The 15,437-nt window shown below is 74.1% G+C and carries 13 protein-coding genes; all 13 read left to right on the plus strand.

The window, feature by feature from the left end; translation table 11 throughout:
- Positions 1 to 8: 8 nt before the first annotated feature.
- The 13 genes from hisI to NXY84_RS10070 all read left to right on the plus strand — a co-directional run bounded on the left by hisI (position 9) and on the right by NXY84_RS10070 (position 15,271).
- Positions 9 to 443 (plus strand): phosphoribosyl-AMP cyclohydrolase, encoded by a 435-nt coding sequence (gene hisI / locus NXY84_RS10010; RefSeq protein ID WP_258726926.1) that lies wholly within the window; start codon positions 9 to 11, stop codon positions 441 to 443.
- Positions 440 to 2,011 (plus strand): anthranilate synthase component I, encoded by a 1,572-nt coding sequence (locus NXY84_RS10015; protein WP_258726927.1) that lies wholly within the window; start codon positions 440 to 442, stop codon positions 2,009 to 2,011. Before hisI ends, NXY84_RS10015 begins: the two co-directional genes overlap by 4 nt.
- Positions 2,004 to 2,729: a Trp biosynthesis-associated membrane protein gene (locus tag NXY84_RS10020; protein WP_258726928.1), complete on the plus strand. Its 726-nt coding sequence runs from the start codon at positions 2,004 to 2,006 to the stop codon at positions 2,727 to 2,729. The genes NXY84_RS10015 and NXY84_RS10020 overlap by 8 nt, the downstream gene beginning before the upstream one ends.
- Positions 2,730 to 2,885: 156 nt before the next feature.
- A complete protein-coding gene (locus NXY84_RS10025; RefSeq protein ID WP_258726929.1) occupies positions 2,886 to 3,203 on the plus strand; it encodes an HGxxPAAW family protein in 318 nt (105 codons plus the stop codon).
- 69 nt (positions 3,204 to 3,272) lie between these two features.
- Entirely contained in the window at positions 3,273 to 3,737 is a 465-nt protein-coding gene (locus NXY84_RS10030; protein WP_258726930.1) for a DUF4190 domain-containing protein, read from the plus strand.
- 107 nt (positions 3,738 to 3,844) lie between these two features.
- Positions 3,845 to 4,261 (plus strand): DUF2752 domain-containing protein, encoded by a 417-nt coding sequence (locus NXY84_RS10035; RefSeq protein ID WP_258726931.1) that lies wholly within the window; start codon positions 3,845 to 3,847, stop codon positions 4,259 to 4,261.
- 84 nt (positions 4,262 to 4,345) lie between these two features.
- Positions 4,346 to 4,945 (plus strand): DUF4190 domain-containing protein, encoded by a 600-nt coding sequence (locus NXY84_RS10040; protein WP_258726932.1) that lies wholly within the window; start codon positions 4,346 to 4,348, stop codon positions 4,943 to 4,945.
- 209 nt (positions 4,946 to 5,154) lie between these two features.
- Positions 5,155 to 5,967: an indole-3-glycerol phosphate synthase TrpC gene (gene trpC, locus NXY84_RS10045; RefSeq protein ID WP_258726933.1), complete on the plus strand. Its 813-nt coding sequence runs from the start codon at positions 5,155 to 5,157 to the stop codon at positions 5,965 to 5,967.
- Positions 5,968 to 6,020: 53 nt separating this feature from the next.
- Complete coding sequence (gene trpB, locus NXY84_RS10050; RefSeq protein WP_258727173.1) at positions 6,021 to 7,319, plus strand: tryptophan synthase subunit beta; 1,299 nt, start codon at positions 6,021 to 6,023, stop codon at positions 7,317 to 7,319.
- Positions 7,316 to 8,152 (plus strand): tryptophan synthase subunit alpha, encoded by an 837-nt coding sequence (gene trpA, locus NXY84_RS10055; RefSeq protein WP_396126379.1) that lies wholly within the window; start codon positions 7,316 to 7,318, stop codon positions 8,150 to 8,152. The genes trpB and trpA overlap by 4 nt, the downstream gene beginning before the upstream one ends.
- Positions 8,149 to 9,063, plus strand: a complete 915-nt coding sequence (gene lgt / locus NXY84_RS10060) for a prolipoprotein diacylglyceryl transferase (RefSeq protein WP_258726934.1) — start codon at positions 8,149 to 8,151, stop codon at positions 9,061 to 9,063. Before trpA ends, lgt begins: the two co-directional genes overlap by 4 nt.
- A 153-nt stretch (positions 9,064 to 9,216) precedes the next feature.
- Entirely contained in the window at positions 9,217 to 13,788 is a 4,572-nt protein-coding gene (gene gltB, locus NXY84_RS10065) for a glutamate synthase large subunit (protein WP_258726935.1), read from the plus strand.
- A complete protein-coding gene (locus NXY84_RS10070; RefSeq protein ID WP_258726936.1) occupies positions 13,781 to 15,271 on the plus strand; it encodes a glutamate synthase subunit beta in 1,491 nt (496 codons plus the stop codon). The genes gltB and NXY84_RS10070 overlap by 8 nt, the downstream gene beginning before the upstream one ends.
- Positions 15,272 to 15,437 lie beyond the last annotated feature (166 nt).

Raw genomic sequence — 15,437 nt, forward strand, 5'->3', positions numbered from 1 at the left:
ATTCCGGCGTGGTCGCCTCGTCCGCGCCGTCCGTCGGCGCCCCCGTCCCCCCGTCCGCGCTGGACCCGCAGGTCGCCGCGCGCCTGAGCCGTGACGGCGCGGGTCTCGTCGCGGCGGTCGTGCAGCAGCACGACACCGGCGACGTCCTCATGGTCGGGTGGATGGACGACGAGGCGCTCGCCCGCACGCTGACGTCGGGCCGCGTGACGTTCTGGAGCCGGTCGCGCCAGGAGTACTGGCGCAAGGGCGACACGTCCGGCCACGCGCAGTACGTGAAGTCCGTCAGCCTCGACTGCGACGGCGACGCCCTGCTCGTGCAGGTCGACCAGGTCGGCGCGGCCTGCCACACCGGGACCCGCACGTGCTTCGAGGCGGGCGGCCCGCTGCCCGCCGTCGTCGGCGTGCGCCCCGACACCACCCCGAGCACCGGAGGAGCGCGATGAGCACCGCCACGACCCCGCCCCAGGCACCTGCGGTCCAGGTCCCGTGGGGCACGACGTGGCCGGTGCTCGAGGAGTTCCGCGCGCTCGCCGCGGACCGGCGGGTCGTCCCGGTCGTGCGCCGCCTGCTCGCGGACGACGTCACGCCCGTAGGGCTGTACCGCACGCTCGCGCAGGGCCGCCCGGGCACGTTCGTGCTCGAGTCGGCCGAGTCCGACGGCACGTGGTCGCGCTACTCGTTCGTCGGGGTCCGCTCGCGCGCCACGCTCACCTCGCGCGACGGCCGTGCGGTGTGGACGGGTGACGTGCCCGTGGGCGTCCCGCTCGACGGCGCCCCCCTCGACGTCCTCGCCGGGACGCTCGAGGTCCTGCGGACGCCCGCCGTCCCCGGCCTGCCGCCGCTCACGGGCGGGCTGGTCGGCGCGCTCGGCTGGGACATCGTCCGGCAGTGGGAGCCGACGCTGCCCGCCGAGGCGCCCGACGAGCTGGGCGTCCCCGAGCTCACGCTGTGCCTCGCGAGCGACCTGGCGGTCGTCGACCACGTCGACGGGTCGGTCTGGCTCGTGGCGAACGCCATCAACTTCGACGACACCGACGAGCGCGTCGACGAGGCCCACGCCGACGCCGTCGCGCGCCTCGACGCGATGCAGGCCGCGCTGGCGACCCCCGCGCCCCCCGCGACCGCGGTGCTCGCCGACCTCGCCGAGCCCGAGCTCGAGTTCCGCTCGACCCGCGAGGAGTTCGAGCAGGCGGTGCGCGTGGGCCAGGAGGCGATCCGCGACGGCGAGGTCTTCCAGATCGTCCTCTCGCAGCGCCTCGACCTCGACTGCCCGGCGGCCCCGATCGACGTCTACCGGGTCCTGCGGACGATCAACCCGAGCCCCTACATGTACTACCTGCAGCTGCAGGACGCCGACGGCGGCGACTTCGCGGTCGTCGGCTCGAGCCCGGAGACTCTCGTCAAGGTCACGGAGGGGCGCGTCGTGACGTTCCCCATCGCCGGGTCCCGGCCCCGCGCCGCGACGCCCGAGGCGGACCGCGAGCTCGGCGAGGAGCTGCTCGCCGACCCGAAGGAGCGGGCCGAGCACATCATGCTCGTCGACCTGTCGCGCAACGACCTCGTGAAGGTGTGCGAGCCGTCGAGCGTCGAGGTCCTCGAGTTCATGGCGGTCAAGCGCTTCAGTCACATCATGCACATCTGCTCGACGGTCGTCGGGCAGCTCCGCGCGGGCGCCACGGCTCTGCAGACCCTCACGGCGACCTTCCCCGCCGGCACGCTCTCGGGGGCCCCGAAGCCCCGGGCGATCGCCCTCATCGACGAGATCGAGCCCGCGCGGCGCGGGATCTACGGCGGGACCGTCGGGTACTTCGACCTCGCGGGCGACATGGACATGGCGATCGCGATCCGCACCGCGCTCATCCGCGACGGCCGGGCCTCCGTCCAGGCCGGCGGTGGCATCGTGGCCGACTCGGTGCCCGCGCTGGAGTACGAGGAGTCGCGCAACAAGGCCGCGGCTGCCGTCCGCGCCGTGCAGGTCGCGGCCCGGCTCCGGCCGGCGACCGGTGGCTGACGCGGGCCCCGGCGCGCCGGGGGGCACGGGGGACCGGGCGGGACGCGCGCCCGACGGCGCCACGCCCGACGCCGGCGCGCCCGCCGGGACGCCGTCCGGCGCGCACGAACCGGACCCGGCCACGACCGCGGCGAAGCCAGGGGCGCGACGGCGCGGGCGCACCGCGGGCCTGCTGGTCCTCGCCGCGCTCCTGACCGCCGCGTCGAGCGTGCCGGTCTGGTTGCGGGCGACCGGCTCGAGCGCCGTCCGGGGAGAGGTCGACGTCCCGGTGACGGGCACGCAGGCGGCCCCGGCGGTGCTGGCCGCCGCCGTCGCCCTGCTCGCGGCCGCCGCTGCGGTCGGGCTCGTCGGTCGCGTCGGCCGGTGGGTCGTCGCGGGCGTCGTCGCGGCGGCCGGGGCCACCGTGGTCGTCTCCGCGCTCACGGTGCTCGGCGACCCCCAGGGCGCCGCGCGCACGGTCGTCGCCGCGGTGACCGGCGTCGGTGCGCTCGCGGGCCCGGCGACCCCGACGCCCTGGCCCGTGGTCGCGGTCGTCGTCGGCGTCCTCGACCTGCTCGCCGCGGCCGTCGTCGTGGTGTCGTCGCGACGCTGGGCCGCGCCGACGGCCCGGTACGGGACCGCCGAGGCGCGCGGCCGGGGGACCGCCGCCCCGCCGCCGGGCCCCGACGACGACCGCTCGGCGTGGGACGCGCTCAGCCGGGGCGACGACCCGACCTGACGGGAGCCGTCGTCGGGCGGCCCCGGACCCCTGTCCCGCGGGTCACCCGGACGAGCGCCCGCGCACCGGCCCGCCCCGCCCGGGCACGCGTCCAGCCTGCTCAGCAGCGGCGTTCCGCTAGGGTTGACCGCAGAAACACGATCGAAAGGCGCTGGCATGGCCGAGCACTCCGTCGAACGCCGGCACACCGGCTCGACCCCCACCGGGACCCACTCCAACGAGGTCGCGTACCTCCCGCTGAGCAGCCCTCCGCGCAACCACGGCCACACCACCGCAGCCTGGACGCTCGTCGTCCTCGTCCTGGTCGGCTTCACGATCTCGGCGCTCGCCGTGACGTTCGCCGTCGTCTGGCTCTTCTGGGCCGGCCTGGGCGTGTGCCTCCTCGGCATCATCGCCGGCAAGGTGCTCCAGGCCATGGGCCACGGGCAGGGCGGGGCAGCGACCCTCGCGAAGCAGTCCGGCTCCGGTCACTGACACCCCTGAGCCCGCGCACGACCCCCGACCCGGCGGACCCCCCGCCCGGCCCGACCCCTGGAGAGAGCGATGTCGACCCCGAACGAGCCGCAGGACCCGTACGCCGCCGGCAACCAGCCCGAGCAGCCGACGACCCCCGGCTCGCCCCAGTACCCGTCCGCCCCGCAGTACGGCGCGCCGCAGTCCGGCGGCTACCCGCAGGCGCCGCAGTACGGCAACGCGCCCGCGTACGGCGGCGGCTACGGCGGCACCTACCCGAAGAACAACCTCGGGGTGTGGGCGCTCGTCCTGGGCATCGTCTCGTTCTTCCTCTGCTCGATCCTCACCGGCATCCCGGCGATCATCGTCGGCAACAAGGGCCGCAAGGCCGCCGCCGCCGGTGAGGCGAACAACGGCGGGCTCTCGCTCGCGGGCGTCATCCTCGGTTGGGTCTCGGTCGCGTTCTTCATCCTGACGCTCATCTGGCTCTTCGCGCTCGGCGGCTTCGCGGCGTACATGGAGAGCATCGACCAGCTCAGCACGAGCACCTACTGAGCGAGGACCTGCCGGTGCACGGCACCGTCCGACCGCACGGCCCGGCTCTCCACGCAGGGCCGGGCCGTGCGTCGTCGTGGGGCGCGGGACGGTCCCGCGGCAGGGCGGTGCTCCCGCCGCTCGCCGTCGGGGGGCTCACGGCTGCGGCGGTGCTCGTCGTGGGGTCGGTGGACCCGCACCGGCCGGGCAGCTACGGGGTGTGCCCGGTGTACGCGCTCACGGGCATGCTCTGCGCCGGCTGCGGCGGGCTGCGGGCCACGCACGACCTCGCGCACGGTGACCTCGCGGGCGCGTGGGCCATGAACCCGCTGTGGGTCCTGCTCGTCCCGGTGCTGGTCGCCGCCTGGGCGACGTGGCTCGCGCGGCGCTGGCGAGGCGTGCCGGACCCCGCACCGGGGCCGGCGGGCCCGGCCGGCGCGGCGCGGACGACCCGGCGCGCGGCACCCGGGGTCCTCCTCGTCGTCGTGCTCGTCTACTCGGTCGCGAGGAACGTCCCGGCGCTCGCTCCCTGGCTGGCGCCGTGACGAGCCCCGCCGAGCCGTGCCGGGGACCGCTCGGTGCGCCGGTAGAATCGCGCCGCCCCGTCCGCACCACCGTGAGGAACCACCATGACGACGCCCGTTGAGCCGACGCCCGACGAGCGGGCGACAGGGCCGGCGGCTCCGTCCGGGCCGTCGGGCTCCGCTCCGGACGCCGCACCCGTGGACCTCTCGAAGCCGCGCGCGGCCGAGCAGCAGCCCGCCGCACCCGGCGCCGAGCCCGCCGCACCCGGCGTCCAGCCCGCGCCGTACGGCGCCGCCGCGCCGCCGTACCCCGCGCCGGCGCCCTACCCCGCGCAGCCGTACGCGGGTCAGCCCTACCCGGGTCAGCCGTACCCCGGCCAGCCCTACCCGGGCCAGCCGTACCCGCCGGCGTACGCGTACCCGAAGAACCAGCTCGGCGTCTGGTCGCTCGTGCTCGGGATCGTCGGCATCGTGGTGGGCTGCGTGTTCCTCACCGGCATCCCGGCGGTCATCCTGGGCAACAACGCCAAGCGGGCCGTCGCCGCGGGGGAGGCCAACAACCTCGGCGTGGCCCAGGCGGGCATCGTGCTGGGCTGGATCTCGATCGCGCTCGGCGTGGTGGCCGTCGGCTTCTTCGTCCTCTACCTCGTCGGCATGGCGGGCGTCCTGGGGCTGTCCTTCCTGTCGACGGGGAGCGGGTACTGAGCCTCCTGTCCGCCCGGTGACGTCGGGTCCTGGCTCGACGGTCGAGGACCCGCGCCGGCGGCCCGGCGGAGCCCCGCCGGGACCGGTCGCGCGGTCCTGCACGGTCCCACGACCTGGCGCGTGGTCCTTTCGTCCCGTGTGCGCCCCTACGATGACCTGAAGACCACCGGTCGCCCCGGCGACGAGGCTCGAGGGAAGGTGACGAGACGATGACCGTGCTCGACGACATCGTCGCCGGCGTCCGTGAGGACCTCGCCCAGCGCGAGGCGGCGACGCCCCTGGCCGCACTCAAGGAGCGGGCGGCACGTGCGCCCGAGGCCAAGGCGTGCGTGAACCGGCTGCGCGTCGCCGACGCGGTGACCGTGATCGCCGAGGTGAAGCGCTCGAGCCCCAGCCGGGGAGCGCTCGCCTCGATCGCGGACCCCGCGAAGCTCGCGGCGGAGTACGAGAAGGGCGGCGCGTCCGTCATCTCGGTGCTCACCGAGCAGCGGCGGTTCAACGGCACGCTCGCGGACCTCGACTCCGTGCGCGCGGCGGTCGACATCCCGGTGCTGCGCAAGGACTTCGTCGTCACGCCGTACCAGGTGTGGGAGGCGCGGGCGCACGGCGCCGACCTCGTGCTGCTGATCGTGGCGGCGCTCGAGCAGACGGTGCTCGAGTCGCTCGTCGAGCGGGTGCACTCGCTCGGCATGACGGCCCTCGTCGAGGTGCACGACGCCGAGGAGGTCGCGCGGGCGGTCGACGCCGGGGCGACGGTGATCGGCGTCAACTCCCGCGACCTCAAGACGCTCGACGTCGACCGCGGCACGTTCGCGCGCGTCGCGCCGTCGATCCCCGCCGGCATCGTCAAGATCGCCGAGTCGGGCGTGCGCGGCCCGCACGACGTCATGGACTACGCCCGGGCCGGGGCCGACGCGGTGCTCGTAGGCGAGGCCCTCGTGACCGACGACGCACCGCGCGAGTCGGTCGCCGACCTCGTCGCGGCGGGCTCGCACCCGTCGCTGCGGGCGGTGCGCCAGTGACCGGCCGCCCGGACCTGCCCGAGGGCGGCGCCGCGCAGGCGCTGCGCGAGGCGATGGCGGTCGCCGGTCCGCTCAGCACGCACCAGGGGCCCTACTTCGGCGACTTCGGTGGCCGGTTCGTCCCCGAGGCGCTCATCGCGGCCCTCGACGAGCTCGACACGGCGTACCACAAGGCGGTCGCCGACCCGGCGTTCGGCGCCGAGCTCGCACGCCTGCACAAGACCTACACGGGCCGCCCGAGCCCGCTGACGGAGGTCCCGCGCTTCGCGCGCCATATCGGCCAGGGCGTCCGGGTGTTCCTCAAGCGCGAGGACCTGAACCACACGGGCTCGCACAAGATCAACAACGTGCTCGGGCAGGCGCTGCTCGTCAAGCGCATGGGCAAGACGCGCGTCATCGCCGAGACCGGCGCCGGCCAGCACGGCGTCGCGACCGCCACGGCGGCGGCGCTCATGGACCTCGAGTGCACGGTGTACATGGGCGAGGAGGACACGCAGCGCCAGGCCCTCAACGTCGCGCGGATGCGGCTGCTCGGCGCCGAGGTCGTCCCGGTGACGATCGGGGCGCGCACGCTCAAGGACGCGATCAACGAGGCGCTGCGCGACTGGGTCGCGAACGTCGACACCACGCACTACCTGCTCGGCACGGTGACCGGCCCGCACCCGTTCCCCGAGATGGTGCGCGACTTCCACAAGGTCATCGGCGAGGAGGCCAAGCTCCAGCTCGCCGACGAGATCGGCCGGCTGCCCGACGCCGTCGCGGCGTGCGTGGGCGGCGGCTCGAACGCGATGGGCATCTTCAACGCGTTCCTCGACGACCCGGGCGTGCGGCTCTTCGGCTTCGAGGCGGGCGGCGAGGGCGTCGACTCCGGCCGGCACGCGTCGCGGTTCAACGGCGGCACGCCGGGCGTCCTGCACGGCGCGAAGTCCTACCTCCTGCAGGACGAGGACGGCCAGACGCTCCCGAGCCACTCGATCTCCGCCGGCCTGGACTACCCGAGCGTCGGTCCCGAGCACTCGTGGCTGCACGACATCGGGCGCGCCGAGTACCGGCCCGTCACCGACGTCGAGGCCATGGACGCGTTCCGGGTGCTGTGCCGGACGGAGGGGATCATCCCCGCGATCGAGTCGGCGCACGCGCTCGCGGGGGCGATCAAGCTGGGCCAGGAGGCGCGCGGGTGGGACGTGCCCGACGGCGCGGACCCGGTGATCCTGGTCAACCTGTCCGGTCGCGGGGACAAGGACGTCGCGACCGCGGCGCGCTGGTTCGGGCTGCTCGACGACACCACGGCGTCGGGCTACTCGGGCAAGGACCAGGCACTGAACGAGGGCAGGGGAGGGCTGGCGCCGTGAGCGAGACCACCGTCCGCGCGACGACGGGCCCGCTGCTCGATGGGCTCGCCGCAGGCTCGGCCGAGGCCCCGGGCCGGGCCGCGCTGATCGGCTACCTCCCGGTCGGCTACCCCGACGTACCCGGCTCGGTCGAGGCCGTGCGCACGCTGATCGACGCGGGCGCCGACGTGATCGAGCTCGGCATGCCGTACACGGACCCGGTGCTCGACGGCCCGCTGATCCAGCAGGCGGTCGGCCACGCGCTCGCGCAGGGGACCCGAGTGACGGACACGCTGCACGCGCTCGAGCAGGTCGCGGGACGCGGCGCACCGGTGCTCGTCATGACGTACTGGAACCTCGTGCTGCGCTACGGCGTCGAGGCGTTCGCCCGGGACCTCGCGTCCGCCGGGGGCGCCGGGCTCATCACGCCCGACCTGATCCCCGACGAGGCGGCCGACTGGAGGGCGGCGTCGCAGGCGCACGACCTCGACCGCGTGTTCCTCGTCGCGCCGAGCTCGACGCCCGAGCGGCTCGCCGCGACCGTCGGGGCGTCGCGCGGCTTCGTGTACGCGGCCTCGACGATGGGCGTCACCGGCGTGCGGGCGAGCGTCGGCTCGCAGGCCGAGCGGCTCGTCGCGGACACCCGAGCCGCGGGCGCCCGGCGCGTGTGCGTCGGTCTCGGGGTGTCGACCGCGGAGCAGGCCGCCGAGGTCGCGCGCTACGCCGACGGGGTGATCGTCGGGTCGGCCTTCGTCCGTCCGCTGGTCGAGGCCCCGGACCTCACCTCCGGCCTCGACGCGCTCGCCCGCGTCACGTCGACGATCGCGGCCGGGGTGCGCGGGGCGCGCGCGTGACGTCAGTCGCGTCGGTGCTCGCCGCGGTCCCCGCGTCGGTGCTCCCCGCGTCGATCCCGAGCCCGCCGGCGTCCGTCTGGTACCTCGGTCCGTTCCCGCTGCGCGCGTACGCGCTCGCCATCCTCGCCGGGATCGTCGCCGCCGTCCTGATCACGCGGCGACGCTGGGTCGAGCGCGGCGGTGCCGCGGACGACGTGCTCGAGATCGCCTTCTGGGCCGTCCCGTTCGGGATCGTCGGCGGGCGGGTCTACCACGTGCTGAGCTCGCCGGACGCGTACTTCGGCCCCGGGGGGGACCCGTGGCGCGCCGTGGCGATCTGGGAGGGCGGCCTGGGGATCTGGGGCGCGGTCGCGCTCGGTGCGGTCGGTGCCTGGATCGGGTGCCGCCGGCAGGGCGTGCGCCTCGCGCCGTTCGCCGACGCGCTCGCGCCGGGCCTGCTCGTCGCGCAGGCGGTCGGACGGCTCGGCAACTGGTTCAACCAGGAGCTGTTCGGCGGCCCCACCACGCTGCCGTGGGGCCTGCAGATCGACGACGCGCACCTGCCCGCGGGCTACGACCCGGGGACGCTGTTCCACCCGACGTTCCTCTACGAGCTGCTCTGGAACCTCGCCGCCGCCGCGGTGCTCGTCGTGCTGGACCGCCGTCTGAGGCTCGGCCACGGTCGCGTATTCTGGCTCTACGTCGTCCTCTACACCGCAGGACGGCTCTGGATCGAGCTGCTGCGCATCGACCCCGCCGAGACGATCGGACCGTTCCGCCTCAACGTCTGGACGTCGATCATCGTGGGTCTCGGGGCGCTGGTAGCGTTCGTCGTGGTCGGACGCCGGCATCCCGGACGCGAGACGACTCTCCTGCTGGATCCACCGGCGCCGCAGGAGCACGAGGAGAGCTCACCGACGACCGACCGCTGACCGCGGTCCGGTGTGTGAGCCACCTCACACTGCGCGACGAGTCCGCCCGGAGAAGCGGCGGGTATCGTCGCCACGCGTTTGGGCCAACGACGTCCCACGTTTCCCCCATGTTCGTGCTACACCCCGGTTACGGGGTTCGTGAGGACGGTACTGATGCCCACGTCGCCCGTGAGCCACGGCGCTCTTCGTGCGCCGTCGTCGCAGGGTCTGTACGACGCTGCCGCCGAGCGTGACGCCTGCGGTTTCGCGTTCGTCGCCACCCTGCGCGGCACGCCGGGGCGCGACATCGTCGACGCCGGCCTGACCGCCCTGCTCAACCTCGACCACCGTGGCGCGGTCGGCGCCGAGGAGAACAGCGGCGACGGCGCGGGGATCCTCACGCAGATCCCCGACGCGTTCCTGCGCGACGTCGTCGACGCCGAGCTGCCGCCCGCGGGTCACTACGCGATCGGCATGGCGTTCCTCCCGGTCGACGCCGACGAGCAGTCCGCCGCCGTGCGGGCCATCGAGGCGATCGCGGTCGAGGAGAAGCTCGACGTCCTCGCGTGGCGCGACATCGCCGTGACGCCCGAGCTCGTGGGCCCCACGGCGCGCGGCTCCATGCCCGTGTTCCGTCAGCTCGTCGTCGCCGACCCGTCGCGTGAGCTCGCGGGCGTCGACCTCGACCGTCGTGCGTTCCGCCTGCGCAAGCGCGCCGAGCGCGAGGTCGACGTGTACTTCGCGTCGCTGTCCGCGCGCACGCTCGCGTACAAGGGCATGCTCACGCCCGGTCAGCTCGAGCCGTTCTTCGCGGACCTGTCCGACCCGCGCTACGCCTCCGAGCTCGCGCTCGTGCACTCGCGCTTCTCGACGAACACGTTCCCGTCGTGGCCGCTCGCCCAGCCGTTCCGGCTGCTCGCGCACAACGGCGAGATCAACACGGTGCGCGGCAACCGCAACTGGATGGCCGCGCGCGAGGGCACGCTCGCGAGCGAGGCGCTCGGCGACCTCGCGCCGCTCCTGCCCATCTGCACCCCGGGCGGGAGCGACTCGGGCAGCTTCGACGAGGTGCTCGAGCTGCTGCACCTCGCGGGCCGCTCGCTGCCGCACGCGATCATGATGATGATCCCGGAGGCGTGGGAGAACCACGCCCAGATGGACCCCGCACGGCGCGCGTTCTACGAGTACCACTCGACGCTGATGGAGCCGTGGGACGGCCCGGCGGCGATGACGTTCACCGACGGGACGCTCGTCGGCTCGGTCCAGGACCGCAACGGGCTGCGCCCGGGCCGCTTCTGGGTCACCGAGGACGGGCTCGTCGTGATGGCCAGCGAGGCCGGCGTGCTCGACATCGACCCCGCGACGGTCGTCCGCAAGGGCCGCCTCGAGCCCGGCAAGATGTTCCTCGTCGACACCGGCCAGGGCCGGATCATCGAGGACTCGGAGATCAAGGCCCAGCTCGCCGCGCAGCGCCCGTACGACGAGTGGATGCGCGAGCACTCCGTGTCGCTCGACCAGCTGCCCGAGCGCGAGCACGTCGCGCACTCGGCCGCGTCGGTGCGCCGTCGCCAGCGGGCGTTCGGGTACACCGAGGAGGAGCTCAAGATCATCCTGTCGCCGATCGCGGCGACAGGCGCCGAGCCGCTCGGTGCGATGGGCTCCGACACGCCGGTCGCGGTGCTGTCCAGCCGTCCGCGCCTGCTGTTCGACTACTTCACGCAGATGTTCGCGCAGGTCACGAACCCGCCGCTGGACGCCATCCGCGAGGAGCTCGTGACGTCGATCGGCGGGGCGATCGGCCCCGAGCCGAACCTGCTCGACGACACCCCGCTGCACGCCCGCAAGCTCATGCTGCCGTTCCCCGTGATCGACAACGACGAGCTCGCGAAGATCGTGCGCATCGACAAGGACCCGCGCCTCGCGGGGATCTTCCGCGCGATCACCGTCCGGGGCCTGTACCGGGTCGACGGCGGGGGAGCGGCGCTCGAGGCGCGCCTCGAGGAGATCTTCGCGGAGGTCGACGCCGCGGTCGCGAACGGCGTGAGCTTCATCGTGCTGTCGGACCGTGACGGCGACGCCGACCTCGCGCCGATCCCGTCGCTGCTGCTGTCCAGCGCCGTCCACCACCACCTCCTGCGCCGGCACACGCGCACGCAGGTCTCGCTCGTCGTCGAGGCCGGCGACGTGCGCGAGGTGCACCACGTTGCGCTGCTCATCGGGTACGGCGCCGCCGCGGTCAACCCGTACCTCGCCATGGAGACCGTCGAGGACCTCGCGCGCAGCGCGTACGTGCCGGGCGTGGAGCCGGAGCAGGCGGTCAAGAACCTCATCAAGGCGCTCGGCAAGGGCGTCCTCAAGGTCATGTCGAAGATGGGCATCTCGACCATCGCGTCCTACCGCGGCGCGCAGGTCTTCGAGGCCATCGGCCTGTCGGCGGCGCTCGTCGACCGGTACTTCGCAGGCACGACGAGCCGGCTCGGCGGCATCGGCCTGGACGTCATCGCGGCCGAGGTCGCGGCGCGGCACGCCGACGCCTACCCGGCGAGCGGGAACCGTCTGCCGCACCAGCGCCTCGCGGTCGGGGGCGAGTACCAGTGGCGCCGCGACGGCGAGGACCACCTGTTCGACCCGGAGACGGTCTTCCGGCTCCAGCACGCGACCCGCACGCGCCAGTTCGACGTGTTCCGGCAGTACTCGGACCGCGTCAACGAGCAGGCGTCGCGCCTCATGACGATGCGCGGGCTCCTCACGTTCAAGGAGGGCGCGCGCCCGCCGGTGCCGCTCGAGGAGGTCGAGCCGGCGTCGGAGATCGTCAAGCGGTTCAGCACGGGCGCCATGTCCTACGGCTCGATCTCGGCCGAGGCGCACGAGACCCTCGCGGTCGCGATGAACCAGCTCGGTGCGAAGTCGAACACCGGTGAGGGCGGCGAGGACGCCGAGCGCCTGCACGACCCGGTGCGCCGCAGCGCGATCAAGCAGATCGCGTCGGGCCGGTTCGGCGTGACGTCGGAGTACCTGACCAACGCGGACGACATCCAGATCAAGCTCGCGCAGGGCGCCAAGCCCGGCGAGGGCGGGCAGCTGCCCGGTCACAAGGTGTACCCGTGGGTCGCCAAGACGCGGCACTCGACGCCCGGCGTCGGGCTCATCTCGCCGCCGCCGCACCACGACATCTACTCGATCGAGGACCTCGCGCAGCTGATCCACGACGCCAAGAACGCGAACCCGTCGGCGCGCGTGCACGTCAAGCTCGTGAGCGAGTTCGGCGTCGGCACGGTCGCGGCCGGTGTCGCGAAGGCGCACTCGGACGTCGTGCTGATCTCGGGCCACGACGGCGGCACGGGTGCCAGCCCGCTCACGTCGCTCAAGCACGCCGGGACGCCCTGGGAGATCGGCCTCGCCGAGACCCAGCAGACGCTCGTGCTCAACAACCTGCGCGACCGCGTGGTGGTGCAGGTCGACGGCCAGCTCAAGACGGGCCGCGACGTGCTCGTCGGCGCGCTGCTGGGCGCCGAGGAGTTCGGCTTCGCCACGGCCCCGCTCGTGGTCTCGGGCTGCATCATGATGCGCGTCTGCCACCTCGACACGTGCCCGGTCGGCGTCGCGACGCAGAACCCGGAGCTGCGTGCGCGGTTCAACGGCCGGCCGGAGTTCGTCGTCAACTTCTTCGAGTTCATCGCCGAGGAGGTCCGCGAGCTGCTCGCACGCCTGGGCTTCCGCACGCTGCTCGAGGCCGTCGGCCACGTCGAGATGCTCGACACCCGGCCGGTCATCGACCACTGGAAGGCCGCAGGGCTCGACCTGTCGCCCGTGCTGGCCGTCCCGGAGCCCGAGCCGGGCTCGGCGCTGCACAACACGCAGGGCCAGGACCACGGCCTCGAGCGCGCGCTCGACAACCAGTTCATCGCGCTCGCCGGCGACGCCCTTGAGCGGGGCGAGCCGGTGCGCATCGCGCTGCCGGTCCGCAACGTCAACCGCACGGTCGGCACGATGCTCGGGCACGAGGTCACCAAGCGCTACCACGGTGCCGGACTGCCCGACGACACGATCGACGTGACGCTCACGGGCTCGGCCGGCCAGTCGTTCGGCGCGTTCCTGCCACGCGGCATCACGCTGCGGCTCTTCGGCGACGCGAACGACTACGTCGGCAAGGGCCTGTCGGGCGGGCGGATCGTGGTGCGCCCCGACCGCAACGCGGTGCTCACCGGCGAGAACAACGTCGTCGCGGGCAACGTCATCGGGTACGGAGCCACCGGCGGGGAGATCTTCCTGCGCGGGCTCGTCGGCGAGCGCTTCGGCGTGCGCAACTCGGGTGCGTCGCTCGTCGTCGAGGGCGTGGGCGACCACGGCTGCGAGTACATGACGGGCGGCACCGTGCTCGTGCTCGGCACGACGGGCCGCAACTTCGCCGCGGGCATGTCCGGCGGCACGGCGTACGTCCTCGACCTCGAGCCGGCGCTCGTGAACACGGCCTCGGTCAAGAGCGGCGAGCTCACGCTCGCGCCGCTCGACGACGAGGACGCCGCGGTCGTCGAGACGCTGCTGCGCCGGCACCACGCCGAGACGGACTCGCCGGTCGCGGCGGAGCTGCTCGCGGACCTCGACGCGACGCGCACCCGCTTCACGCGCGTCCTGCCGAGCGAGTACGCGCGGGTCCGCCGCGCGCTCGCGCAGGCCGAGGCCGACGGGCTCGACCCGGCGGCGCCGGGAGTGTGGGACCAGATCCTGGAGGTGGCACGTGGCTGACCAGCGAGGCTTCCTCAAGGTCCGGGACCGCGAGCTCCCGCCGAGCCGCCCCGTCCCGGTCCGGCTCATGGACTGGCGCGAGGTGCACGAGCACCGCACCGCGGACGGCACCGCCGTCGACGAGGCGATGCTGCACCGCCAGGCGGGCCGCTGCATGGACTGCGGCATCCCGTTCTGCCACAACGGCTGCCCGCTCGGGAACCTGATTCCCGAGTGGAACGACCTCGTGTGGCGGGGTCAGTGGGCCGACGCGTCCGAGCGCCTGCACGCGACGAACAACTTCCCGGAGTTCACGGGGCGCATCTGCCCGGCGCCGTGCGAGTCGAGCTGCGTGCTCGGCATCAACCAGCCGCCGGTCACGATCAAGAACGTCGAGGTCTCGATCATCGACGAGGCGTTCGACCGCGGCTACGTGACACCGCAGGTGCCCCAGCGGCTCACGGGCTTCACGGTCGCGGTCGTCGGCTCGGGCCCCGCCGGGCTCGCCGCCGCGCAGCAGCTCACGCGCGCCGGCTACACGGTCGCGGTGTACGAGCGCGACGACGAGATCGGCGGGCTCCTGCGCTACGGCGTCCCCGACTTCAAGCTCGAGAAGCACCACATCGACCGCCGGCTCAAGCAGATGAAGGCCGAGGGCACGCGGTTCCGCCCGGGCGTCGAGATCGGTCGCGACATCACGTGGGACCAGCTGCACAGCCGGTTCGACGCGATCGTCGTCGCGACCGGCGCGACCGTCCCGCGCGAGCTGTCGCTGCCCGGGCGCGAGCTCGAGGGCGTGCACGTCGCGATGGACTACCTGCACCAGGCCAACGCCGTGGTCGCGGGCAAGGAGGTCACCGACCAGATCACGGCGACCGGCAAGCACGTCGTCATCATCGGCGGCGGCGACACCGGGTCCGACTGCCTCGGCACGGCGCTGCGCCAGGGGGCGGCGTCGGTCACGACGCTCGCGATCGGCAAGCAGCCGCCCACCGAGCGCCCCGAGAACCAGCCGTGGCCCACGGACCCGCTGGTCTTCGAGGTCTCGAGCTCGCACGAGGAGGGCGGCGAGCGCACGTACCTCGCCTCGACCGTCGCGTTCGTGGGCGGCGAGGGCGACGACGCCCGGCACGTGCGGGGGCTGCGCCTCGCGACGACCGAGTACCTGCCCGACGGCCGCCGCGTGCCGGCGTCCGGCACGGAGCGGGACGTCCCGGCCGACCTCGTGCTCATCGCCATGGGCTTCACGGGCCCGGAGACCGACACGCTCGTCTCCCAGGCCGGGACCGAGCTGACGTCGCGTGGGCTCGTGCAGCGCACGGACGACTTCGCCTCGTCCGTGCCGGGCGTCTTCGTGGCCGGCGATGCCGGACGCGGGCAGTCGCTCATCGTGTGGGCCATCGCGGAGGGGCGCGCCGCGGCCGCGGCCGTCGACCGGTTCCTCTCGGGTGGCACGGAGCTCCACGCGCCGGTCACCGCGGGGACGGTGGCGCTGCGGCCCTGAAGTGCCTCCCACGTCGCCGCGGTGCTCACGGAGCGGGCCCGGGACGTCGGTCCCCATCCCGTCCCCCACGAAGGGCCTAGGTTTCCCGATGCGCGCTCACCGCTCGGCGACGCGCGCCTGCGTGACCCGTGAACCGTCCCCAGCGCGCGACCGGGCCACCGTGCCC

This window comes from Cellulomonas sp. NS3 (genome assembly GCF_024757985.1).
Classification (GTDB): Bacteria; Actinomycetota; Actinomycetes; order Actinomycetales; family Cellulomonadaceae; genus Cellulomonas_A.